23 protein-coding genes are annotated in these 25654 nt (G+C 47.1%); all 23 read left to right on the top strand.

From position 1 onward, the window contains the following. On the top strand, positions 1-1140 hold the full coding sequence (locus PIL01S_RS14420; protein WP_127538094.1) for a baseplate J/gp47 family protein: 1140 nt from the start codon (positions 1-3) through the stop codon (positions 1138-1140). Further along, positions 1133-1726: a YmfQ family protein gene (locus tag PIL01S_RS14425; RefSeq protein ID WP_174818701.1), complete on the top strand. Its 594-nt coding sequence runs from the start codon at positions 1133-1135 to the stop codon at positions 1724-1726. Before PIL01S_RS14420 ends, PIL01S_RS14425 begins: the two co-directional genes overlap by 8 nt. Further along, the gene (locus PIL01S_RS14430; RefSeq protein ID WP_127538096.1) at positions 1726-2844 is read left to right on the top strand and encodes a tail fiber protein; all 1119 of its coding nucleotides are present in this window, start codon (positions 1726-1728) and stop codon (positions 2842-2844) included. The genes PIL01S_RS14425 and PIL01S_RS14430 overlap by 1 nt, the downstream gene beginning before the upstream one ends. Positions 2845-3119: 275 nt before the next feature. Further along, complete coding sequence (locus PIL01S_RS14435; protein ID WP_127538097.1) at positions 3120-3551, top strand: phage tail terminator family protein; 432 nt, start codon at positions 3120-3122, stop codon at positions 3549-3551. 49 nt (positions 3552-3600) lie between these two features. Next, positions 3601-3810 (top strand): hypothetical protein, encoded by a 210-nt coding sequence (locus PIL01S_RS14440; protein WP_127538098.1) that lies wholly within the window; start codon positions 3601-3603, stop codon positions 3808-3810. After that, positions 3810-5126 carry a phage tail sheath family protein gene (locus PIL01S_RS14445; protein ID WP_127538099.1) on the top strand — a complete coding sequence of 439 codons (1317 nt, stop codon included), beginning with the start codon at positions 3810-3812 and terminating at the stop codon, positions 5124-5126. The genes PIL01S_RS14440 and PIL01S_RS14445 overlap by 1 nt, the downstream gene beginning before the upstream one ends. A 1-nt stretch (position 5127) precedes the next feature. After that, the gene (locus tag PIL01S_RS14450; RefSeq protein ID WP_017690162.1) at positions 5128-5586 is read left to right on the top strand and encodes a phage tail tube protein; all 459 of its coding nucleotides are present in this window, start codon (positions 5128-5130) and stop codon (positions 5584-5586) included. Positions 5587-5815: 229 nt separating this feature from the next. Then, a complete protein-coding gene (locus tag PIL01S_RS14455; RefSeq protein ID WP_127538100.1) occupies positions 5816-6238 on the top strand; it encodes a phage tail assembly chaperone in 423 nt (140 codons plus the stop codon). 201 nt (positions 6239-6439) lie between these two features. Continuing rightward, a complete protein-coding gene (locus PIL01S_RS14460; protein WP_127538101.1) occupies positions 6440-8413 on the top strand; it encodes a hypothetical protein in 1974 nt (657 codons plus the stop codon). Next, entirely contained in the window at positions 8414-9109 is a 696-nt protein-coding gene (locus PIL01S_RS14465; protein ID WP_127538102.1) for a LysM peptidoglycan-binding domain-containing protein, read from the top strand. It abuts the gene before it with no gap. Between the two features lie 13 nt (positions 9110-9122). Beyond that, positions 9123-10133, top strand: a complete 1011-nt coding sequence (locus tag PIL01S_RS14470; RefSeq protein WP_127538103.1) for an XkdQ/YqbQ family protein — start codon at positions 9123-9125, stop codon at positions 10131-10133. Between the two features lie 6 nt (positions 10134-10139). Next, positions 10140-10397, top strand: coding sequence for a DUF2577 family protein (locus PIL01S_RS14475; RefSeq protein WP_246058278.1), 258 nt, complete (start codon positions 10140-10142; stop codon positions 10395-10397). Continuing rightward, a complete protein-coding gene (locus PIL01S_RS14480) occupies positions 10394-10807 on the top strand; it encodes a DUF2634 domain-containing protein (protein WP_127538104.1) in 414 nt (137 codons plus the stop codon). Before PIL01S_RS14475 ends, PIL01S_RS14480 begins: the two co-directional genes overlap by 4 nt. Beyond that, on the top strand, positions 10800-11858 hold the full coding sequence (locus tag PIL01S_RS14485; RefSeq protein ID WP_127538105.1) for a baseplate J/gp47 family protein: 1059 nt from the start codon (positions 10800-10802) through the stop codon (positions 11856-11858). Before PIL01S_RS14480 ends, PIL01S_RS14485 begins: the two co-directional genes overlap by 8 nt. After that, positions 11855-12400 (top strand): putative phage tail protein, encoded by a 546-nt coding sequence (locus PIL01S_RS14490; RefSeq protein ID WP_127538106.1) that lies wholly within the window; start codon positions 11855-11857, stop codon positions 12398-12400. The genes PIL01S_RS14485 and PIL01S_RS14490 overlap by 4 nt, the downstream gene beginning before the upstream one ends. Before the next feature lies 1 nt (position 12401). Then, the gene (locus PIL01S_RS14495) at positions 12402-15395 is read left to right on the top strand and encodes a hypothetical protein (protein ID WP_127538107.1); all 2994 of its coding nucleotides are present in this window, start codon (positions 12402-12404) and stop codon (positions 15393-15395) included. Positions 15396-15957: 562 nt separating this feature from the next. After that, entirely contained in the window at positions 15958-16089 is a 132-nt protein-coding gene (locus PIL01S_RS30040) for a CD1375 family protein (protein ID WP_281280799.1), read from the top strand. 74 nt (positions 16090-16163) lie between these two features. Beyond that, a complete protein-coding gene (locus tag PIL01S_RS14500; protein ID WP_127538108.1) occupies positions 16164-16661 on the top strand; it encodes a phage holin family protein in 498 nt (165 codons plus the stop codon). Positions 16662-17030: 369 nt separating this feature from the next. Further along, positions 17031-17960: a glycoside hydrolase family 25 protein gene (locus tag PIL01S_RS14505; protein WP_127538109.1), complete on the top strand. Its 930-nt coding sequence runs from the start codon at positions 17031-17033 to the stop codon at positions 17958-17960. 844 nt (positions 17961-18804) lie between these two features. Further along, positions 18805-20451 carry an ABC transporter substrate-binding protein gene (locus PIL01S_RS14510; protein WP_127538291.1) on the top strand — a complete coding sequence of 549 codons (1647 nt, stop codon included), beginning with the start codon at positions 18805-18807 and terminating at the stop codon, positions 20449-20451. A 174-nt stretch (positions 20452-20625) separates the two neighbouring features. Further along, a complete protein-coding gene (locus tag PIL01S_RS14515; RefSeq protein ID WP_127538110.1) occupies positions 20626-21630 on the top strand; it encodes an ABC transporter permease in 1005 nt (334 codons plus the stop codon). Between the two features lie 255 nt (positions 21631-21885). Further along, positions 21886-22782, top strand: a complete 897-nt coding sequence (gene nikC / locus PIL01S_RS14520; RefSeq protein WP_127538111.1) for a nickel transporter permease — start codon at positions 21886-21888, stop codon at positions 22780-22782. Between the two features lie 758 nt (positions 22783-23540). After that, the gene (htpG, locus tag PIL01S_RS14525) at positions 23541-25421 is read left to right on the top strand and encodes a molecular chaperone HtpG (protein ID WP_127538112.1); all 1881 of its coding nucleotides are present in this window, start codon (positions 23541-23543) and stop codon (positions 25419-25421) included. Positions 25422-25654: the final 233 nt, after the last annotated feature.

The raw sequence follows: 25654 nt of genomic DNA on the forward strand, positions 1-25654 counted from the left end.
ATGGCTGAGATTCCGCGTTATTTGGAGGACCAGACGGAGGAACAGATTATGCAGCGCATGCTGGATCGTCTGCCCGCGGATCTGGATAAGTCGGAGGGATCGTTTCTGTGGGATGCGGAGGCTCCGGTTGCGTTTATGCTGTCTGAGGCGGCGCTGTGGGCGCAGGAGCTACTTCGGCGAGGGTTTGCCAGTACGGCTGCGAGCAGTGACCCGAATTTTCGTTCGGAAGAGCTGGATCTGCGGGCGGGAGAGCATGGCATTACCCGGCGTGCCGCTGTGGCGGCACAAGGTACGGTGAGGTTCACGGGTACACCGGGGAAAGTGGTGCCAGCGGGTACAGTTGTGGCTACGCTCGCGGATGAAGTATCTGGTGAAGCTTCGCTGGAATACGAGACCGTTGGGAGCGTAGAGCTTGGAGAAGATGGATTCGGTGTGGTTGGTGTGCGGGCGCTCGTTGCAGGAAAAGAGAGCAATGTGCCCGCAGGCACCGTGACCGTGCTCTCTACACCGGTAAGTGGCGTGACGTCTGTGGTGAACAAGGAGGTTATCAAAGGCGGTGCGGACATCGAGGGGGATACGGCGCTGCTGGAACGCTTTTATGCCAAAGTCCGCAACCAGGGGACAAGCGGCAACAAGGCACAGTATGTGCAATGGGCTAGTGAAGTGCCTGGTGTTGGCGCAACACGTGTAATTCCGTTATGGCAGGGGCCGGGCACGGTAGGACTGTATCTGCTGGATACGGACAAACGTGCTGCAGGCAGCGATCTGGTGGCGGCCGTGCAGAAGTATGTGGACCCGACGCAGGATGGTCAAGGTGAAGGCGTTGCCCCGGCAGGTCCGGTGGTGTCGGTCATGCCAGCCGAGGAAGTGCCCATGAACATTGAGGTGAAGCTGACGCTGGCGAGTGATGCAACCTTGGCGGATGTCCGAACATTAATCGAACGCGGGGTGACCGCGTACCTGAAGCAGCTCGCTTTTGCCGATCCACTTGTGCGCTACACCCGTATTGCAGCAATTTTGCTCGACATTCCGCCGATTGTCGACTATTCGGAGCTTACCGTAAACGGCGTGAGTGACCAGAATATCGAGATGACCGCGAGTCAAGTGGCGGTACTGGGGACGGTGGATGTACATGAGTAGTCTGCCGGGGGTTGTGGCTACTACACTCACAAGCCCGAAGGGAAAAGAGCTGTTCTCGTATTTGCCGAGCTATTATGAGACTTCGCGCGTTATGCAGGCGGATATGCAGTCCAAAGGTACCGAGTTGGATCTGCTGTATCAGGCACTGGATGAAACATTGGATCAGTTTTTTGTCCGTACGGCGACGTGGGGATTGGACTTCTGGGAGCAGGAGCTTGGCCTTGAGACAGACAGACTCAAACCCGTGGATCAGCGACGTGCCGTGGTGGAGTCGAAGCTGCGCGGTGCGGGGACATTTTCCGGAAGACTTGTTGCGAATGTGGCTGAGGCGTACGCCGGAGGCAAGGTGGATGTGACGTTTCAACCGGAGGCGTGGAGCTTTACGGTGAGCTTTGTGGATACGATGGGCATCCCGCCCAATATTGATGATCTCAAACGCGCGATTGATGAACTGAAACCGGCCCACATGGCCGTGGAGTATGAATATCGCTATCTGATCTGGGACGATCTGGACAACAAACAGATGACCTGGGATGAACTTGATGCCGCGTCCCTGACGTGGAATGAACTGGAGGTGTGGGCGTAATGCCACAAGAAACGGATCGACTGAAATTACCTCTGCCCTTGGGTAACGAGAACGTAACCCGGGAGAGTATTAATGGGATTTTTGAAAAGATTGATGCAGGTGTTGCGACACAAGAAGATTTGGATACGCTTCGTGAAGCGGTGAGCAAGATGGATATTCCTGATGCGTCTTTGACGCAGAAGGGGAAGGTGCAGTTGTCTAGTAAGACGGATGGTACGTCTGAGGCGATGGCGGCGACGGAAAAGGCGGTTAGGGATGCAAGGGTGGCGGCTGTTAGTGCAGCGGCTACAGATGCAACCAACAAGGCTAGTACAGTTATATCTGATGCAAAAAGGTATTCTGACGGGCTTGTCGGGGAATTATTTAATCTCCAGACAAGCGCCAAAAATAACACTGTTGCTGCTATAAATGAGCTTTTTCAATCTGGCGTTAGTGCAAAGCAATTAATAGTGGATGCCATTAACGTCAAAGGAGGTAATGCATCCACTGAGGATACGTGGGCAGTAGTATCTTCAAAAGTTAATTTACTCACTAACGGAGAAATAGAACGACTTGGAGAGTTCTCTACACCGACTACAGGAACGGATTGGACGCTCGTAACAATAGACACCGACAGTGGATTTTATTATTTGGATATTTTCGTGGGTGCTGGATGGGATATTTCAAGATCAATTATTATCCCTACTATATTTTCTACAAATTGGACGGGTCAACGTAGTTATCAATGGATTAATAGTTCTACTGTTAGGGTATGGACCGGTAAATATGGAAACACAGATGCAACTTATGCAAAGTTTAGAATCGCAACGATGAAAAATTATAAATCAATGCAGCAAGGATTTACACAAGTAGATAGCGGAATAGCATCCGTTTCAGTTCCAATAAGAGCAGTTAATATTGCTAACAGTATAATTTTCTGGGGCATTGCACATGGGACAACAGCAGGCGGACAAGCAATATCTAGTATCAGGCCCTCCTTTATTAACAGTACAAGTTTGAAAATTAATGGTATTTCAGCTTCTTATTTTCAAAAAGTATCATGGTTCGTTGTTGAATTTTATAACCCTGTTTCTGCATCAATTTTTGATTTGTTAAGAACTGCTCAAAGTCCATTTTAAAAAGAGAACGAAAGATAGATAATAACAGTTTGCATAGGGAATGAAAGTGATATTTTTATGCCTTCTGTAGTGGAGAGGAAACTATTCTGTTTTTGGACATAGACATTACTTTAGGATTTCATTACTATATTTTGTATTTTAATTGAGGTATTGTCTGTCACTAAATAGGGTGCACAGATACAAAGTTTAACTCTATATTACTGAACGTATACTTAGAAAGTTAGATTGGAGATATGGCTTTATTTCAGTCCTTACTAAAAAAAAGGAGGTGAACCATGACTACAAACCAACTAACCACAGCAATCACTCACACACTCACGCAATACTTCCCAAACATCCCGATCAATCTAGCAACTGGTACAGCAAACCCCAACCCAGATTCCAAAGGCATCACCTACCGCCTGCTATCCGCCCAACTTACTCGGGAACGTAGCGATCGTTTCGTGCAATCTCATGCTTTTGAAATTCGCTGGCTCGAAGCAGATAACATCCCAGCAACCCTGCCGGACGAGCTTTTTGAAGCACTGGAAGCGATCAATGTAGAGGGAACACCCTACCGAGCAACGGAACTGCGCTGGGAGACAGAGAACAACACACCGCGAATGCTGGTGTACTACACCATGCGAACGACCAAAGTGTCAGAGTCAGCTACGACCATGCAGCATCTGGAACAGCGACCCACCGCACTTAAAGCGGCTAACGAATAACAAACCAAATGAGGGGATAACCATGAAAGGAATGGGAGGAGTATTAGCGATGTTTACGAAAAAGGAACCGGACTCTAAAAAACCGGAATCCCAACAGATAACCAACCAGAGATACAGCAAAGCACAGTTCGCTGAATCCAGGCAATTGAGCTGGATAGAGAAAGACATTCTGGCAGCCGTACTGCTGGAGAATGAGACATACACTATCGAAGAAGCACAGCAACATATCAAACAATTTATGAATGGGGAGGCACAATAATGGCTGGAGGAACATGGACAACTCAAAATAAGGTACGCCCTGGCGTATATATGAATTTTGCATCAGAGGGCTCGTTACCAGGTACGGTAGGGGAGCGGGGAACGGTGGCTTTGGCGCTTCCATTGTCATGGGGACAAGCAGGTACAATGCTGACCATCCAGGCCGGTGAAGATGTACAAGCCAAATTGGGCTATGATTGGACAGCACCTCAACTGCTGCTGATTCGAGAGGCATTGAAACGGGCACAAACATTGCTCCTATATCGTTTGAACGCAGGGACACAGGCCAAGGCCGCGCTGGGAGAACTAACGGTTACTGCCCAACACGGCGGCGTGAGAGGGAATGATCTGGCGATTGTGGTCTCAGCGAATATCAATCAGCCGAACCGGTTCGATGTTACAACGCTGCTTTCAACTAAAGAAGTGGATAAACAAACCGTCTCAACCATTGAAGAGCTGGAATCCAACTCATATGTTACTTTCACTGGCGAAGGTGCCCTCACAACAACAGCTTCACTTCCACTAACAGGTGGATTGGACGGCACGGCAACGAACCAGGAGCATACCAATTTCCTATCCAAGCTGGAAGTACTGGATTTTAACACCGTGGGTCTGATCTCCGACGATGCTACCCTTAAATCCGTGTACTCTGCATACATCAAACGTTTGCGCGATACTGAGGGCAAGAAGGTCCAATTAGTGCTGGCAGATTATCCTGCTGCGGATCACGAAGGTGTGATTAGCGTCAAAAATGGCGTTGTGCTTGCAGACGGTACCGTTCTCTCCCCCAAACAAACGGTAGCTTGGACAGCCGGAGCAACAGCTGGGGCCAATTTGAATGAATCCCTGACCTTCCGTGCGTATGACGACGCTGTAGATGTAAATGGTCGATTGACACACAGCGAGACAGAAGCTGCACTGCGTAATGGTGAGTTTGTCTTTACAGCGAGCAGCAACCGGGCGGTGGTAGAGCAGGATGTGAACACGTTCCGTTCGGTAACACCGGATAAAGCACGTCATTTTGCCAAAAACCGTGTTGTCCGTGTACTCGATGGCGTTGCCAACGACATGAAACGAATTTTTGAATCCTATTACATCGGCAAAGTGAACAATAACGAAGATGGGCGCAGCCTGTTCCGCTCCCAATGTGTTACCTACCTGAAGCAGCTGCAGGACATCGGGGCCATTCAAAACTTTGACTCCAACACAGATATCACTGTGACACCGGGAAATGAAACGGACAGTATCGTGATTGAGGTTCAGGTCCAACCTGTGGATTCCGTTGAAAAAGTATACATGAAAGTGAAGGTGGTTTAAGATGGCATTTTTGAAAGCAAGCGATACGATTTCCGGCCAGGAAGGCCGCGCATATGCAACGATTAATGGACAGACGGAAGAGATGTTCTACGTGAAGACGCTGGAAGCAACGGTGGAGAAACAAAAAGCGGAGGTCAAAACACTGGGTCGTCGCGGTGTTCAGCACAAAGCAACCGGTTGGTCCGGCTCGGGTTCTATGACAATCTTTTATACAACATCCCGTTTCCGTGAGCTGATGCTCCAGTACATGCAAAATGGTGTGGACACCTATTTCGACATTGAAGTGACCAACGAAGATCCTTCGTCTACCATTGGTAAACAGACCGTGACTCTTAAAGGCGTCAACCTCGACAGTGTGATCATGGCATCCCTGGATACCGAGGCCGAGGCTTTGGAGGAAGAAGTGAGCTTTACCTTTGAAGATGTCGATATGCCTGTATCGTTTAATCTGCCGAAGTGATTTTTGAAGTGACAAATATATTAGCCATAGATATATAACGAGTCCAACTTTAGCATCAGGTTTATAAAAGAAACCTGTTCAACTTGCCTGTGTTACGGGCTATTTGGCGTGTCCAAATTTGTTTGCAATCTCTCTTCGTTTGAAGAGGGGCATTACATTAACAGTACATTACACATGCTCTTCGCCGCTTCTTGCGGCGGGGAGCCTAACTTTAGAGGAGGAATGGACAATGAGTGGATTAAGTATGTTTTTTGCGCAAAATGCAGCGGCGGATACAACAGAGGAGTTTATCGTATCTCCCCGTTTCAAGGATGAGAAGGGTGAACCGGTTGCCTGGAAACTGCGCAGCATGACCGAAGACGAGAACCAGGAATGTCGAAAAGCTGCTACTCGTAAAATCAAGGGCAAGAACGGTGTTTACACACCCGACATTGATGCGAATGATTATATGGCTCGCCTGATGAGCGCCAGCGTGGTCTATCCTGATTTAAAAAATGCAGAGCTTCAGCGTTCATATGGCGTGATGGGGGCGGAATCGCTTTTGCGGAAAATGCTGCTGCCTGGGGAATTTGCCGCACTCGGCGAACAGGTCCAGAAGCTCAACGGCTTCAATCAGGACATGAACGAACTGGTGGATGACGTAAAAAACTAATTAAAGAGGGCGATTCGGAAGCCAATCTGGCTTATTACGCTCTCCATGAATTGAACATCCTCCCACATGAGCTGATGGCATTCTCTATACGTGAACGTGCGGCTATATATGCCATGATCTCCATCCGGGTGGAGGAAGAGAAGAAAGAGCGGTCCAAAAACCGTGCAAGGAAGAAATAAAGGGGAAAGGAGGGAGAAATGAATGTATGCCATGTTTGCAAGATTATATCTGATGTCAAACAAAATGGTTCAGCAATTTCAGAATCTGCCTGTAGTGATCAACTCGGTTTTTAATCCTGGAAATCTGAGCAGAATTCAGCTTGCAGGTAACCTACTGCGAGGTGTCTCAGAAGAACAGGCTAAAGTAAATGCCTCATTTGCGGAAGGTGCTCAGAGGGTGAAAGCTTGGATCGGTATGATCAAGTCAGCAGGGCAAACCGTCCTTGTTCCAGCGGCGCAGGAAGAGGATTTGAAGCAACGTTATATGGCTGCTACTGGTGATGATGCTCAAGGAGAGACGATATTTAATCGGTATCGGGCAGAAGCTTTTAGGAGTGGACAAAATGTCACTGACGCTCTGAAGGGAGCATTATCATTCATCCCGTACGCCCAGAATACGGATCAAGTTGATCAACTAAGAGATATGACTAAACGATTAAGCATGCTTTCTCCAGATGGGAAAAGTGTTTCGGATGCATCCAGTGCACTAGTAGCTGCGATGAACGGAAATAACGGTGAACTTGCCAAGTCCTTCAACCTTCCTGCTGAAGTGCTGAATGGAGCTGGCTTACAGAAAAATATTGAAGCATCGGATTTGGATGGGTTTATCCAAAAACTTGATGTTATTCTGCAAAAACAAGGCTATACCCAGCAGGCTTTTGATACCATGTTAGACTCACCACTGCAGAAGTGGAATGCACTCGTGAATCAGTTCAATGGGGTACTGGGTCAGGTTGGGCAGGCGGCACTTGTTGCCTTAACTCCTTTACTGGATCGTTTAAACGAAGCATTTGCGAATGGAGAGTTTACCGTCATTATTGATTGGATTAGCAACGCTTTTACGATAGCAGCAAATGCACTGACGATGTTGGTAGATGGGATATTATTTTTAGCAGGTGTGATACAACAAAACTGGGATATTATACAGCCTATACTAATGGCTCTCGCTATCGTTGTTCTGGCTCTTGTTATTGCGCAAGTTTACAGTCTCGTGGCTGCGTGGTTGCTGCTTAATTGGCCTATCCTTCTGGCAATAGCGGCAATTGCAGCAATTATTGGCATTCTGAATCTGATGGGGATATCAGGTACGGAGATATTGGGAGCGATTATTGGTACATTTATGATGTTAGCTGAAAGAGTCAGGGTGGTTGTTGCAACAATATGGAACCTCTTTGCTATATTAGGAGATTTTATAGCTAATTTATTCAATGATCCTGTCTATGCAATCCAAAAGCTATTCTATGATTTGGGCATGTTCATTTTGCAGATCTTCTATAATGTGATGTTAGGTATAGAGGATTTTCTTAATAAAGCTGTAGGTGCAATAGGGAGTGTTGTCTCCTTTATCAATAAAACTTTTGGTATGAACTTGACCGTGATGTCCGAATCGGATATCAAAATTGGCAGTAATACTGCCAAGGAATGGATGGATACGCTAGAGTCATGGGAACCGCAAAGTGATAAAAACGTATTCCATTCAATGAGGATGGATGGCCAGTACAATCCTGATGCGTATGGAAAAGGACCCGAGATGGCGGAGAAGTTACTTTCGGGTTTTTCAACGGGTTCAAAAGCAGATTCCAAAGAAACAAGTTTACCTGGTAATTTTGGCGGCTTTACACCCAAAACCCCTTCCATGCCAACCATTCCAACTGCACCCGCTCCGGCAATGGTCCCTAATAACAATATGAGTAACATTAACAAAATCAACAATATCGGACAGGTCGATAAAATTGGTGACGTGGATGGCACGGTGGATGTAACAAGTGAAGATCTGAAACTGATGCGTGAGCTTGCAGAGATGCAGGCTATTCAGCGATTTGTCAGTTTGACACCAACTGTTCAGGTCACCACCGGAGATATCAACAGCGGACATGACGTTGACAGCATCATCAGCAAAATCACCGATGGACTGAATAGTCAGATCGTCTCCAGTGCCCAGGGGGTGTATGGATAAGTGGAATATTATATTCAACTAAGCTTTAATAACCGCTCTGAATACATGTTTTTCCCGGTGACACCAGAGAGCATTGAGTTTTCGGATTCGGGAGACGGTAGTACGTTTAACGTGAGCGCTTTGGGTGAAATTAACGTGATTAAGTCGCCGAAGCTGCGCGAGGTCAGTTTCAGCGGGATATTTCCGGCGGACTACAGTCCGTATCATCTGAATTACGATGCAAGTCATCCGGCAGTACAGAAGGAATATTACCGTGATCCGTATGAATATGTGAAAAAGATCATCCGTTGGATGCAGACGGGCAGACCCGTCAGACTTTTCTTTTCCAGTGCAAGGTACACGATTAACATGGCAGTTTCCATTGAGAGCTTCGACTGGAAGGAGACAGCGGGTACGGTGGGGGATATCCAGTATGATATCAAGCTGAAGCAGTTCATTTTCTATGCCGCCAAAAAAGTAGTGCCACTCAAGGACAGCAAAGATACGGCTGCTTCGAAAACAAAAACTAAAGCCTCCCGGCCCAATGAAAAAATCCAGCCCAAGACCGTTACGCTCAAAGCTGGAGACTCCTTGTGGTCTGTTGCCAAAGCCCATCTTGGAGAAGGATCTCGCTGGAAAGAGCTGCAGAAGCTGAACGGCATCAAGGATGCACAACTGAAGAAGCTTCCCATCGGTCTGGTGATCAAGCTACCGTGAAAGGAGAGGGAACATGCAGCAGCAGATCAGTTTGGATAACAAGCAGGGCAAGTTGAAGGAGCAATTATGGCTGGATGATAAGCTGGGCAACATCTGGGATATTAGTGAGATTGCCGGCGAAATTACCTACAAAACCTCCCGCATTGGTAAGCCATCCTCTCTGGAATTCACGTTGATCAAGGGGAGTTTATTCCAGAATTCGAAGTTCACATATGAGAATGGATACGTCGTAAAGTATGTCAGTAACGAAGTGGGGATATTTTTCGGGTATATCTTCTCGGTGGACAGCGGCAAGGACGAAAGTGTCAAAATCAAAGCCTACGACCAGACTCGCTATCTGACCGCGAACCAGACGTACCAGTTCGTTAACGCAACCGCTGCGGATGTGATCAGACGAATTGCAACTGACTTTCAGTTGAAGATCGGGGATCTGATTCAGCCTAAATATGTCATTCCGCGTATGTTATTTGATAACAAGAAGCTTATCGACATGATCTGTGAGACATTGGACAGGACGCTGATTTATGGCGGCAAAAACTATATCTTTTACGACGACTTCGGCAAGCTTGTGCTTCGGGATGTGGAAGAGATGCCTTACGGCTTTGTTATTGGGGATAACAGTCTGCTTACGGATTATAGCTATACCCGGTCGATTGACGACCAGACGTATAACAAGATCAAGCTGTATCGGGACAACAAGGATACGGGAAAAAGAGAAACGTTCGTCCATCAGGACTCAGGCAGCATCCGTCAATGGGGGCTGCTTTTTTTGTACCAAAAAGCGGACGATGGCCTGAATGAAGGCCAGATCGATGCCATGCTGAAAACCCTGATGACGCTGCGTAACCGAGAGACTCAGTCATTGAAAGTGGATGCGTTAGGCGATTTCAAAGTCAGGGCAGGCAGTTATGTCAATATTCAGATTGAGGAACTGAAGATCAATCAATATTTTCTGGTAGACGAATGTACACACAAGGTACAGGGAGGCGTGCACACAATGTCGCTGGATTTGAAGGTGGTGTAACAATTCATGATGCTGGATGTAATTAAAAAGGCGGCAGTAGCCGCCGTAGATGCCAAAGTCCCAGTTCAGGTCATGTACGGAACAGTGGCGAAGACAGAGCCCTTCGAGATTACCGTTGAACAACGGCTGACCTTGGCTGAGCCTTTTCTGGTGATGCTGGAATCCGCAGCAAGAAAAAATTGGACTGTGGGTGACCACGTCCTGCTGCTCCGGGTGCAAGGTGGGGACAGCTTTGTTGTGCTGGATCGGTTGGTGAAGACATGATTCCACAAGGTGCACAAATGAGTGCAGAAGAACAGGAAGAACCGGCTGTTGTTCCAAGCCTGACGTATGTTCTGCAGCCTTCTGGGCAGCGAATCGGAAGGCTGCAGCTGGATGGAAAAGAGGCGGTGAAACAAGCCGTGTACAAGGCATTGTCCACTCGGCGCTATGAGCATCTAATCTACTCATCGGATTACGGCATGGAATGGTCCTGGGAGGGAATGGCCGGACGATCCATGGTGGAATCCGAGCTGGAGCGCTGGATTGTGGAGGCTTTGCTTCCGGATGATCGCATTTCAGATGTAACGGAGTTTGATTTTGTTCATGAGGCGGATGGGGTGCGGGTGTCTTTTACCGTGGAAACCAATTTTGGCTCTTTCAGGGGAGAAACGGAGGTGAACATGAATGGTTGAAGAGCAGACGTTTGAGGTCATTTTAGAGCGAATGCTGGACAAAGTACCGGATGGAGTGGATAAACGTGAAGGCAGCATTATCTATGACGCGCTCGCGCCAGCCGCTGTGGAAATGGCTCAGATGTACATTGAGTTGGATATTAACGCCAATCTGAAATTTGCGGACACAGCTTCCGGGGAGTATTTGGACCGAGCGGTGGCCTGGTCTGGCATTACCCGGAAAGCGGCAACCCAGGCACGCTGGATCGGCAGCTTCAAGGACAACGGGGGGAAACCGGTTGAGATTCCATTGGGGAGTCGTTTTTCTACAGGGGATCGGGTGTATCTGGCTGTCGAACGAATGGCAGCGGGGCAATATGTGCTGCAATGTGAGGTTGCCGGAGCGGAAGGCAATGAATATACAGGGGCGCTGCTGCCCATCGATTATATCGCCGGACTGACAACAGCGGAACTAACCCAGCTGCTTGTTCCAGGTGAAGATGAGGAAACAGATCAGGCTCTGTATGACCGATATCAGGACAAAGTCTCCCGTCCGGTAACGAGTGCCAATAAATATCAATATGAACTATGGGCACGGGAAAACTCGGGGGTTGGTAAAGCGAAAGCTTTTCCACTGTGGGACGGTCCGGGCACGGTAAAAGTGGCACTGTTAAACAATGAGATGCATGCACCCGCTGAGGCTGTGATTCACGCAGTACAGGATTATATCGATCCAACCCGGGATGGGATGGGCGAAGGCGCTGCTCCAATCGGCCCCGTGGTCACGGTGGTGGGGGCAGAAGAAGTACCGATTGATGTGGAGGTGCAGGTCACACTTGCTTCAGGCTCAACGTATGAGGGGGTAAAAACGCTGATAGAAGAGGGTGTTACTGCATATCTCAAGGAGTTGGCATTTGCAGATCCGTTAGTCCGTTGGACACGAATTGCCAATGTCATTCTGGATATCCCGCCTGTCATCGATTATAGCGATCTGTTGGTGAATGGCGGCATGTCCAATCTGGAGATTGCACCCGGTGCAGTAGCCGTTCTCGGGACGGTGAAGGTGACATGAGTAAAGGTGAGGTGTTGATGTCCCTTTTACCACCATTGTATGAAAATGTGCTGGAGATGCAGTTGCTCACGGAGACCGAAGGTGAAGAACTGGACAAGCTTGCGGCGGGGTTGGAAAGCGTGTTGGACCAATTCTATCCCGAGTCTGCAACCTGGGCATTGGAGCGATATGAGCGGGATCTGCAAATTCCAACGAATCCAGCCAAACCGGAAGACCAGCGGAGATCCGTTATCATCTCCAAAATGCGAGGAAGCGGCAAAGTCTCAGGTTCGATGCTTAAAAATGTGGCACAGGCGTATGAAAGTGGCGGGATCGAGGTTTCCGTCTCACCCGAGGAATATCTGATCCGAATTCGCTTCATAGATACATGGGGATTGCCGCCTAACCTTGACGATCTGAAGGCAGCGATTGAGGATATTAAACCGGCACATATGAGCGTGGAATATCGCCTGCGGTATTTGACGATTGCTGAGGTCGAGAACATGACGTTGGATGAAATCGAACAGACCCGGCAGGATAAATTTTCAGGAGGTGGAGCTTAACATGAATGAACCCAAAACACCGAATCTCGGGCTAAATAAGATTGACCGCAGCTCGCCATCAACAACCTATTTTGATCTGGACAAGTATTTGGATCAGAACTGGGACAAGGTTGATGCTTTTGCGGAGCGGGTAGGGGAGAAGGCCGAAGAGACGGCTGCACAGGTTAGTAATATCCAGGAGCGGCTGGATACGGAAAAGCGGAGATCTGTGACACTGGAGCCAGGGGTGCAGATTGTTAATGCTGAACGTGCTTCGGCGTTTAAGTTGGAAGGATTGAAGGGCCGGACGCTAGTTAACTTGTTGGGGCGTATCGGAGGAATGGAAAGTTTAACAGGTTTGTCTAGAAGTTATACAACGCTTGCTTTGGATTCTATTAATAAGACTTCCGGTGTCAATGGGCTTAAAATTACTAATCTGGAAGGGGCCTCAACTGCGTCCGCAGGACTTGCTTACACATCTGTAACAGGACTTAGATCAGGATGTTATTATGTCTTAATCGCTGACGCTAAGAACATAGATGCAGAATCTGGATTACAGATTGGCTTTGGAGGGAGTTTTGGAGGCCCTTATTCTTCTGCAGTGAAGAGTAGAGATAAGTTCGTTACAATTTGGGCAAAGAAACAGATATCAACCGTAACAGCTGGAAATGTGGATTTAGCAGTAGTAGGTTCCGTTGGTAAATCCGGATTTTTTGACTCAGTACGTTTGTACGAAATTAGTGCAGCCGAATACGATTCATTGGACAACATGAACCCGGTACAATTAGCAACCAAGTATCCCTACGTCGATAGTGTTCAACCCGTTCGAAATCCATATGCGATTCGATATGGAGAGAATTTGTTGCCGCCGTTTTACGAATGGACAAGAGGTAGTACGTTTATGTTATCGAACGGATATGCTGGGGTATTAAAAAATACCGTGAACGACGCGATTTTTACCAGTATCCCCTTTAAAACCGAGGTTGAATATACGTACTCTGCAGAGCATACGGGTGCAATAGCAATTAATGCTTGGGATAGTGGCGGTAATTTAGTAGGAGGTAAATCGCTTGTACCCTACACAACTAATCAATCCGTTACGTTCAAGATTCCAATTGGAACAGCAAAGTTAGAAGCATATTTTTCTAACATCATTTCCGATACTCAAACACTTCCGGAGGTGTCGATAAAAAAACCGGTAATCACGATCGGCACTACAGCCAAACCGTTCAAACCGCGTGAAGACGCTATGCTCGCATTGCAAACGGATCTATACGCTGATCCAGTAACCGGGACGAATGCTGACGAATTATTTGAGAAGGACGGACAGTATTTCGAATTGAAGAAGTGGAGTCGAATTACGAATTTTCCTTCATTGTCAGGTTGGACTCTCTTGGCGAGCGGGACAGGATGGAAATCTGTAGCGTCCGGGGCGAATAGCATACCACTTGCTTCTATAAATGGGCCTGTAGGTGTATCTTTTGTAACGAAATCCGACGGCAAAGTGTTGAATCAGTACACCACGCCAGTGTCAGCTGACATGGGCTGGGTTGCTTCAGATAATTCTGTTCGCATAGCTATTTCCAGAGCAGACAGTGGATGGGGAGACTCATACACACCTACGGCAGATGAGATTAAGGCGTATTTCATGGGCTGGATTATGTACCTCTCTGGAACCGGAGGAAGTGGTAAAAGTGGTATTACACCGTATAACGGATCAGGGACAAAGTATTGGGCAAGAGTAGGAGCTGACGGCCACACTTTAGCAGATGGAACTGTAGTTTTGCCTACGACTCAAGCGTCAAATTTTATGCCTTACCAACTAGATTACCAACTTGCAATGCCGACTGTCGAACCGATCATCTCAAAAGGGCGATTGACTTTAACTGAAGGAAGTAACCAAGTGGAAATCGGAACGGGTTTGGTAATGCATGAAGAAGTAAAACCTGCTAACGATGGTGTGGGTCATTATAATATCAACAACGCAGATATACTAGCGCCTCAAAATGTATTGAAGTATAAGGTGCGTAAAATCCTTTACGTGTTTAAAGATTCCAATTTAGATAAATGGAATTTATACAACGATGTTAGTGTAACTGTTGCGGGGGCGTTGGCTCAAAAGGACATCGGAATTTTTGATCTGTCAGCCATATATACCGTAACATACATGATGCTAGACAAGTCCCCGATAGCCCCATTTGTTGGATCTATCGCTGAAAACGAAAAGGCATTGCTAAACGACCTTGTTAGATTAGGCAGTGAGTTAATAAGTTCTTCCAATGGATCAGGTATTGACAAGGCCGAAACCGCGGCATGGCAAAAAACTAAAATTACTGCTGATAGCGGTACTGTCAAAATTTCTATATCTGATAGATCCGTCGATATTCTTGCAACCTTAATGCAGCAAGGGCCAGGCGTACATACGTTCTACTGCATAGGTGGCGCGGTAAATGCTCTACCGTTATCGATCCGAGGACATACAGTGTTCACTAATGAAGGTAAATATGGCTACGTGTTCGCCGTAGATTATCAGAATAATGTGTACACCAACTATAGAGATGGAGACATCAACGGATGGTTGGGATGGAAAAGAGTATTGAACCAAACAGATTATGATTTGCTTTTTCAGCTTGTCAGTGATGGGAAATCGGCTATCGCTGCCGCTATTACTGGCAAGGGAGTGGCAGCATCAGGCAGCGACACACACGCTCAATTGGGAACAAAAGTTGGGCAAATTCAAACAGGTCCGAAATCTGCGAAAGGGTCGGGAGTCGTTTCAGGCGGTATTTTAACCATTACCGATCTTGGCTTTTCGCCTCGTAACATCATAGTTCAAAGAAACGGTTTCTCGACAAACACAGCCATATATTCATATGACATCAATGTAAACAAGTTTGCGCAAAACGGAATTTCCGACTCTAACAATGCATTCACTCTTAACAGTGGAGGATTTTCAGTGAATATGGGCACAGGAATGAACAATGTTACATTTAACTACATTGCATTTAGTTCGTAGAAGGAAAAACTTGCAAATCGGATCTTAAATTTATTATAACAAAGTAACCGGATGTAATTGAAACCATTGGTGAACGCTTTGGGGAATTGTAGAAACGACTTCCGAATAAGATCTTCGGGCATATATCGCTCTTACTAATTGCATCCCTGATTCAGTAGATAAGATTCGGTTTAAATCTGTGGGATTTAAATCTGATTAAGCTGAAGGTGGGAATATAACTCGATTAATACGGAAAATCAAGGACTAATGTTCGCTGATCTTGACTGATTGTTCCTTAAGAACACTAAGAACCAAAAAAAGGTATTAAGTGGTCAAGTAGAAGAATTTAGCAGTAATTGTTTGAATGGATTAAACGAAATAATCACTTGACGAAAAAACACAATTAATCAAATCGCGCTCATGGAGCTACATGCTATGGTGCTGAGTCTCATGCCGGCTGAAGAGGATGCTCCAACAGAAGTTGATCCTGTGAAAGATCCTCCAGAAGAAACAGCAAATGAAGAGTAAGCTTACCTCGCTGTTAATCAGATGGGGAACTGCACTCACAAGAGGGGGTGAGACTATGTTGGCAGTATACGTTGTATTGATCCAAAAAGGCGTGATTACTATTGATGCTGTTCCAGAATTGAGTCGGACGAAGGTAGCCGAAGCTCTTGAAAATGCAGGAAAAGAACAAAGAGAAAATATCGTTTAACAAGCGTTCCTATAATCGGAGCGCTAAATTTATGCCTTCCATCGCATTCTACCAAAATTAAAGGAGGTGAAACCATGGAAAAATGGGACACCATATGGAAGTCTTTTATCGCCCTGCTAAGCAGCTCAGCCACCTACTTCTTCGGCGGTTGGTCAGGCGTGCTCGGGGTGCTACTCGTATTTGTTATCCTGGACTACCTAACCGGCATCGCAGCGGCGGGGGCGAGTGGCAAGCTCGAAAGCAATGTCGGGATGTTCGGCATCGCGCGAAAGGTATTTATATTTGCAATGGTATCGGTGGCTCATCTGGTGGACGGTGTTCTGGGAGACGGACATTTGTTCAGGGATGCGGTTGCCTTTTTTTATATCGCGAATGAGCTGTTATCTATTATTGAGAATGGGGGCAAACTGGGGGCACCGATTCCGCCTGCGATCCGGCAGGCCATTGAAGTGCTCAAGGGCAAGGGAGGGGACGGTGGGATTCCCGGTAGCTACACTCCTCATTCCAGAGAATCTATTGCACCATCAGATCCTAAGGATGTGGATCAACAGATCAGGGATGACACGAAGTAAGGACTCACATTCATTCCAATGCGCTCTGGAAAAGAGACAGAGCATAACTGAGTCAAAAGTATGTGCCACTAGCTATAAGTAGTGGAAGAGACGGAATCGATTCTGAAGAAGCGGAGCGGTCGCCTTTGTCTTCGAATTTTACCCTTTTAAATAATGAATCATAAAAATTTGGAGACAACAGCGATCGGAAGAACGATCCGGATCTGGAACGGTCACGTGCCGACTTGGTATGTTTTCCTTGGTGGGTTAATAGATAACCAACTGAACTTGGCTTTTACCTTCAACAAGGGACACGCACACAAGCAATCCCAAGACTCTTGGCATTAACTATATACAAACGGCAATTGCCGCATAAAGGGTGTGAGAAACATGCAAACCAGAAGCTCAGGCAACACGCAGGGCATTGACGTCTCCCGCTACCAGGGCAATATCGACTGGGCAAAAGTGAAGGCAAGCGGCATGACGTTTGTGTTCATCAAGGCGACCGAGGGGCAGACGTATACTGATCCGAACTTTCAGAAAAATGTAAGCGGCGCACTGGCGGCAGGCATGCTGGTCGGAACGTACCACTTTTTCCGCGCAACGTCCACGGAGGGGGCTAAGGCGGAAGCTGCGCACTATGCGAGTACGCTAAATAAGGTCGGAGGCGCGAAGGCGCTGCAGCTGCCACCGGTCATGGACTATGAGAACAACCCGGGCAATCTGAGCAAAGCCCAGATCAACACGGTAGCTAAAGCCTTTTTAACTGAACTGCAGCGTCTTACGGGTGTAAAACCAATTATATATACGGGCAATTCATTTGCCGGCAATTTTGAACCTTCACTTGGCACATATGATCTGTGGGTTGCGCGTTACAGCAGTACACGTGTGCCGGATGATCAGCCTGCCTGGAAACGTTGGACGTTCTGGCAGTACACGGACTCAGGTAAAGTGAATGGAATTAGCGGCAATGTGGACATGAATGAGTTCGAAGGATCGGCAGCAGAGCTGCGGGCCAGATATGCAGCAGCCACGCCGAAGCCGCCTGAACCATCCGAGCCTGTAAAACCGACCGAACCACCGAAAGGGGGCGAACCGATGACAGCCGAAGAGAAAGCAGCATTTGATGTGCTGAAGGCTCAGGTAGATAAACTGCAGGCGCGTCAGCAGATGGAAGTTCCGGTGTGGGCCAAAGCAGCCGTGGATGCGGCCCTGGCGTATGACACCAAAAATCCGCTGTTCAGCATCAATAATGGGGCGAGTTATGATTTTTACCGTTTTATTACGGTCATGTATCGCAGAGGTTTGTTTAAGAAGTGAGTTAACACCGACATAATAAAGCTATATTGGACGTTGCCAGAGCGGGATTAAGAGGGGACACATGGGCATTATCATGTCGAATGGTGTTCCTTTTTTGTGTTTTATGTAACTAAAATTAACGTACGAATAAAGTTGAAGACTTATGTCCGCAAAACTCTTGTCTAAATGATGAATGTGATGTAAAGTAAGTTACACGAAATTGTTTTCAACCACTGTTTATTTACATAAATCTCCTCACCATGACAGAGCCTTAACATGATAAGTTATCGTAATGTCTCCCTGTTGTCCAATCCCTGCATCTTCGAACATACACACTCATACACGCCAGCTTCATTCAACTACTTTCATGAGAACTACGACGTTCTACATCCATTTAGCTTTTAACGATTGTTAGATGCTGCCTAACCCTTCCAATGGTCAAAAACAAACTTCATGATCAATGATCAAACAAACAATATGTATCTAAAACGAGCGATGTTCTACTACCATGTCGTGATGCAATTCTCTTGTCTTTTTTTTCTTCTAACTCAACTTTCACTTCCATCCAAAAAGTAGAATGCTGTTGCTAATTGACCTAAGTTCAAATACTGCGCAACTGAGCCGAACTAACCTTTTTTCTAAAAGGAAATCTTTTGAATTCACATAAATTCTCTCGGGGTCCACAAAACCGTAAAAAACGAATGCTAATCCATCTTATCCTAATACGATCACAATTACAGGTATCACAGGCACCTAAAGCCTTTCATTGATACAAGCAAGCACCGAACCAATGGCTATCATTGAAGTTTTTTCACGCCAGCATTACACACATTATGAGACAGGGAAGGGTGTTGTACGTATGCGAATGAGAAAGAAATGGATGTCCGGTTTTGTGACTCTGGCTTTGAGCACCGTCTTGGTGTTGTCAGGCTGCTCCAACAATGAAGAAACAGGCAATTCACCTGCTCCGGCAGAAGGTACCGATCCCCCAACAGAAACGGCAGCTCAGGATACAATGATTATGGGCCGCGGCGGGGATTCAGTGGCACTGGACCCTGCAATTGTAACAGATGGGGAGTCGCTGAAGATTGGGCACCAGGTGTTCGACTCATTGCTGGATTACAAGGAAGGCGAGACGGAGGTCGTTCCTGGTCTGGCAGAGAGCTGGGAGATTTCGGCGGATGGCCTGAAGTACACGTTTAAGCTGAAGTCTGGTGTGAAGTTCCATGATGGAACAGATTTTAATGCAGATGCTGTTGTGTTTAACTTCAACCGTTGGAGTGATCCGGCGAGTGAATATAAATTTGAAGGGGATTCCTTCGATTATTACGATTCCATGTTTGGGCCAGAGGATGGCCGTGTCATCAAGGAAGTGAAGGCGATTGATGAGACGACTGTGGAGTTCACACTGAACCAGCCGCAGGCGCCTTTCCTGCAAAATATCGCGATGACCCCATTCGGTATTGCCAGCCCAACAGCGATTCAGGAGAAAAAAGAGAATTTCAAAAGCGAGCCCGTGGGCACAGGCCCATTTGTATTTGTAGAGTGGAAGCGGAACGACTCCATCACTCTGGAGAAAAATTCGAATTATTGGAAAGAGGGCTTACCGAAGCTGAACAAAGTCATTGTTCGTTCAATTCCGGACAACACGGCACGCTTCAATGCCCTGCAAAATGGCGAGATTGATGTCATGGAAGACCTGAACCCGGATGATCTGTCCATTCTCGAAGGCAACAGTGAGCTGCAAAAGATCGAGCGTCCACCGTTCAACGTGGCGTATATCGGCTTTAACTTCAAGAAGAAACCCTTTGACGATGTAAAAGTAAGACAAGCTCTCAACCACGCGGTGAACAAGCAGGGTATTATCGATGCTTTCTTTGCCGGACAGGCTCAGCCTGCCGTGAACCCGATGCCGCCAACCCTGTGGGGTTACAACGATGCCATTGAAGACTACCCGTATGATCTGGAAAAAGCAAAAGCATTACTGGCCGAAGCCGGCTTCCCGGACGGATTGCCAGACCCGGTGACGTTCTATGCAATGCCGGTATCCCGTCCTTACATGCCTGACGGCAAGAAGGTGGCCGAAGCAATTCAGGCTGATTTCGAGAAAATTGGAGTGATAGTTAACATCGAATCGCCGGAGTGGGCGACTTATCTTGATGATGCAAAAGCCGGAGAGAAGGACGACATCTACATGCTCGGCTGGACCGGAGATAACGGCGACCCGGATAACTTCCTGTACACGCTGCTGGATAAAGACGCAATCCCGGGCAACAACCGCAGCTTTTATGTAAACGAAGAGCTGCATGTGCTGCTGACCGAAGCGCAGAAAGAAACGGATCAGGACAAACGCGCTGAGCTGTACAAACAAGCTCAAGTGATTATCAAGGAAGATGCACCGTGGATTCCACTTGTGCACACGACACCTATTCTGGCAGGCAAAGCAAACCTGAAAGGTTTTGTGCCGTCCCCACTGGGCAGCGAATCCTATGCAAATGCTTATTTTGAATAACGGATTTATGTGATCTAAAATCATCGTCATTTTTCGTTTCATCTTTCAAGGCGCTGGTGAACACGCAATGCTTGGCAGAATCCACATCTGGTCATAACAATCTAAAGCATTCTTGTCTGCCAGCGCTTTTATAATTGCATGTTGCATGATACGTCAAAGGCAGGTGAATAGGGATTGAACAGTTATATTGTCAAACGCATACTCGTGTTGCTGCCTGTGCTGCTCGGCATGACCCTGATCGTTTTTTCCATCATTCATGCCATCCCGGGTGACCCGGCGGAGACGATACTTGGGCAAAAGGCAACCGAACAGTCCAAGCAAGCCCTTCGGGACCAGCTCGGACTTGATAAACCGTGGTTCCAGCAGTACTTCGCTTATCTTGGTGATTTGCTCCAAGGAGACTTGGGCACATCCATCCGCACCAAGGTGCCTATTGCCCAGGAAATCGTACCTTACCTGACAGCGACGCTCGAACTAACAATGGCAAGTATGCTATTTGCGGTCATTATTGGCGTAAATGCGGGGATCGTCAGCGCATGGAAGCATAACTCCTGGTTCGACTACTGCTGCATGGTTATTGCTTTGGTTGGTGTATCAATGCCAATCTTCTGGCTCGGTCTGATGGAACAGTGGCTGTTTGCCAACAAGCTGCACTGGCTGCCGTCCATTGGACGAATGAACGCACGTGATCCCGTCGAAGCCATCACCGGTCTTTATGTACTGGATACGATGATTGCCGGGCGTTGGGACCAGCTCTGGACTGTAACCAAACATCTCATCCTGCCAAGTGTTGCGCTTGGAACAATTCCGATGGCCGTTATTGCCCGGATGACTCGCTCCAGCATGCTTGAGGTCATGAGCTCGGATTACATCCGCACCGCAAAGGCGAAGGGACTCGGTCCGTTTTTTGTCGTATATGGACATGCGCTCAAAAATGCCTTTATCCCCGTCCTGACCGTTATCGGCATCCAAACCGGCTCTTTACTCGGCGGCGCAGTATTGACCGAAACGATCTTCGCTTGGCCTGGTGTGGGGCGCTATATATATGAAGCGATTAGTTCGAGGGATTATCCGGTGATCCAGAGTGGTATTCTGATCGTGGCCTTCTTTTTCGTATTAATCAACCTGATTGTCGACTTGCTCTATGCTGTGTTTGATCCACGAATCAGCTATAAGTAGGAACTCCATCATTTGTTTTGATGAATGAATTTTCAAATAAGATAGATATCAGAAATTACACGATACGAAGAGTGCAGAATCAATCTGTAGAAGCGAAGCGTTCGCCTTTATCACCGGATTTTCCATTTATAATCATTGAATCAAAAAAATCTGGGGATAACAGCGATCGGAAGATGGTTCAGCAATCGTAGTTCGAAGGGTTATTGGAATCATTCTTCTTATCTTTCATTCATAGCTAAAGAAGGGAGACGCCGCATGGCCAAATTATCAACCAATACCGGACAATCCATAGAAGCAGCATCGGCACGTGCATCCGGTCCATGGCGGAAAGCCTGGAGAACATTTCGCCGCAATCGGCTGGCGCTCGCCGGACTGATCATTATTGTGTTTTTCATCCTGCTGGCCTTCCTTGCGCCATACATTTCTCCTTATGATTACAAGGAACAAGTGCTGACGGATCGGCTTCAGGCCCCTTCGGCAGAGCACTGGTTTGGTACCGACGATCTGGGGCGTGACGTATTTTCCCGAGTGCTTCACGGTGCGCGTATCTCCTTGTGGGTGGGGTTCTTCTCCGTAATCGGTTCCATTATTGCGGGAGCATTGCTTGGACTGGTTGCTGGGTTTTATGGAAAATGGGCAGACATGCTCATCTCACGTCTATTCGATATTCTGCTGGCCTTTCCGGGTATCCTGCTCGCGATTGCCATTGTGGCAATCCTCGGCCCCTCCCTGCAAAATGCATTACTCGCCATAGCCATCGTCAACATTCCAACCTACGGGAGATTGGTGCGTTCGCGTGTACTTAGCTTGAGACAGGAGGAATTCATTACATCTGCCCGCACACTGGGCGCAAATAATATGCGAATCTTGTTTCGCCATATCCTGCCGAACAGCCTTACCCCGCTAATTGTTCAGGGAACGCTGGGCATCGGGACAGCCATTATTGAGGCAGCTGCACTGGGGTTCCTCGGTATGGGTGCACAACCGCCTGACCCGGAATGGGGTAAAATGCTCTCGGATTCGCGTCAGTTTTTGCAAAAAGCGCCGTGGACGCTTATCTTTCCCGGCCTTTCCATCATGCTGACAGTACTCGGCTTCAACCTGCTCGGGGATGGCTTGCGTGATACCCTTGATCCGAAAATGGTGAAGTAATTGAAAGAATGCACTCCAGCCTCTCATTGCCCCACTTTTTAACCAGCTTATTAGCCAAGCTGACCATTTCAGCTATACCATACAGAGAAAAGCCGGTTCGAACGATGATTCGAGCTGGCTTTTGTATTGTCTGATTGATTACGTTAAAATCAAATATGCGTGTATAAACGAAGTGTTAATCTCCCATTTTGTTAAAATAACGCCCGGCGTATTGACACCCAATTTTGCCATATGTTATATAAAAGAAAGGGTTTAGCACTCCGGTCACCTGAGTGCTAACAAATGATGCTTTATACTACAGCGACTACATATGGAATGATTGTGTTTTTGAATCTAGAAGTCAATTGAAAGAACGCGGGGTCGCAATGTGGACAGGAAATACTTTGTTATAGAGCATAATTGATCAACAGAACTTGTATTTGTCTCAACTTAAAATTGGCTATGATTAACGGCGAAGGTAGTGGAGGGGACGAAATCGATTCTGAAGAAGCGAAGCGGTCGCCTTTATCACCAAATTTTTCCCTTTTCAAAAGGGAATAAAGGGAATTTGGGGATAACAGCGATTGGAAGAACGATTCGTAACCGGAACGGCCACACCGCACAACGTCATGTTTTTAATTGGGCTTATACAAGAGTTCAGAAAAAGGATCATAGCGATCAAAGAGTTCTATCCACTTAGCGGTATTGCGAATGTTCAGCTTCTTTCTATATTCAAATCAATCATTCTATATCCCAAATTGAAAGGAGAACACCCATTCATGGCCAAGAAACAGTTCCAGGCAGAATCCAAACGTTTGCTGGATATGATGATCAACTCCATCTATACCCAAAGAGAAATCTTTTTGAGAGAATTGATCTCCAACTCCAGTGACGCCATTGACAAAATATATTACAAAGCCCTTACCGACGATACGCTCGTCTTCAACAAAGAGGATTACTACATCAAGCTGACCATCGACAAAGAGAACCGTACGCTCACGTTGACCGATACCGGAATCGGGATGAGCCAGGAAGAGCTGGAGAACAATCTCGGGGTTATCGCGAAGAGCGGTTCGCTGGCATTCAAAAAGGAAAACGAAGCCAAAGACGGCCATAACATCATCGGACAGTTCGGGGTTGGTTTCTACTCCGCGTTCATGGTGGCGGACAAGCTGACCGTAACGAGTAAAACGCTGGGCAGCAATGAAGCCTGGAGATGGGAGTCCGAAGGTGCGGATGGGTACACGATCACTCCAGCTGAGAAAGATTCCGTAGGTACGGAAATCGTCCTGACGATCAAGCCCAATACCGAAGAAGATTCGTATGATGAGTTTTTGGAAGAGTATCGCCTGAGATCCATCATCAAGAAATACTCCGACTTCATTCGTTACCCGATCAAGATGGATGTGACAAGTCAGCGTCCGAAGGAAGGTACGGAGAACGAGTTCGAGGAGTACAAGGAAGAGCAAACCGTGAACAGCATGGTGCCGATCTGGCGTAAAAACAAAAGCGAGCTGACCGAAGAAGATTACAACAACTTCTATATGGAAAAACGGTACGGTTTTGACAAACCGCTTAAACACCTGCACATCAGCGCGGACGGTGCCGTAGTATACAATGCAATTCTGTTTATTCCGGAGAACACACCGTTTGATTACTATACCAAAGAGTACGAAAAAGGCCTGGAGTTGTACTCCAACGGTGTCCTGATCATGGATAAATGCGGCGATCTGCTGCCGGACTACTTCGGTTTTGTCAAAGGTATGGTTGATTCGGAAGACCTGTCCCTGAACATCTCCCGTGAAATGCTGCAGCATGACCGTCAGCTGAGCCTGATTGCGAAAAATATCAAAAACAAAATCAAAAGCCAACTGCAAAGCCTGCTGAAGGACGATCGCGAGAGCTATGAGAAGTTCTATCAAGCGTTTGGACGTCAGTTGAAATATGGCGTATACAGCGACTACGGCGCAAACAAGGATACATTGCAGGATCTGCTGCTGTTCTCTTCTTCCAAAGAGAAAAAGCTGGTCAGCCTGGACGAGTACGTTTCCAGAATGCCGGAAGATCAGAAGTATATCTACTACGCATCGGGTGAGTCCATTGAGCGGATTGAGAAGCTGCCTCAGATCGAGGGTGTACTGGATAAAGGATATGAAGTGCTGTACTTCACTGAGGACATCGATGAATTCGCGATCAAAATGATCATGAACTACAAGGAGAAAGAATTCAAATCCATCTCCAGCGGTGACCTGGGTATCGAAGACAGCGAGGATAAAGAGAAAAACGAAGCAGAAGACAACGACAACAAAGAGTTGTTCGAAGCGATGCAAGCACAGCTGGCAGGCAAAGTAAAAGCCGTCAAAGCTTCCAAACGCCTCAGAAGCCATCCGGTATGTTTGTCCACCGAAGGTGAATTGACCATCGAAATGGAAAAAATTCTGAAAGCCATGCCGAACAGTGAGAATGTACAGGCAGATAAGGTGCTGGAGATCAACGTCAACCATGATGTCTTCAAATCCCTGAAAGATGCTTACGCACAGGATAAGGAAAAATTGAGCCTGTACACTAGTCTGCTGTACCACCAGGCATTGCTGATCGAGGGCTTGCCGATCCAAGATCCGGTAGAGTTCACCAACGACATCTGCAAAGTGATGGTGTAATTGCATTACCGAGTTTATGGTTTGTAAGTAGCGAGCAGTTTCACGCTATCAGCATTCCCATAAATTATAGGCCAGCAAGCGAGGCGCTGACCATCTGCACCCGACAGGGCGATTCCGTCCCTGTCGTTTTTTTTATTTTCTCCCTCCTCCAAGGAAAAAAATAGGAGACAGAGGATCATGAAAGGGAGCGCACTTGAATTGAGAATGAGTTTGTTTCTTGCAACCTAGTAATA

It is taken from the genome of Paenibacillus illinoisensis NBRC 15959 (assembly GCF_004000925.1).
GTDB lineage: Bacteria > Bacillota > Bacilli > Paenibacillales > Paenibacillaceae > Paenibacillus > Paenibacillus illinoisensis.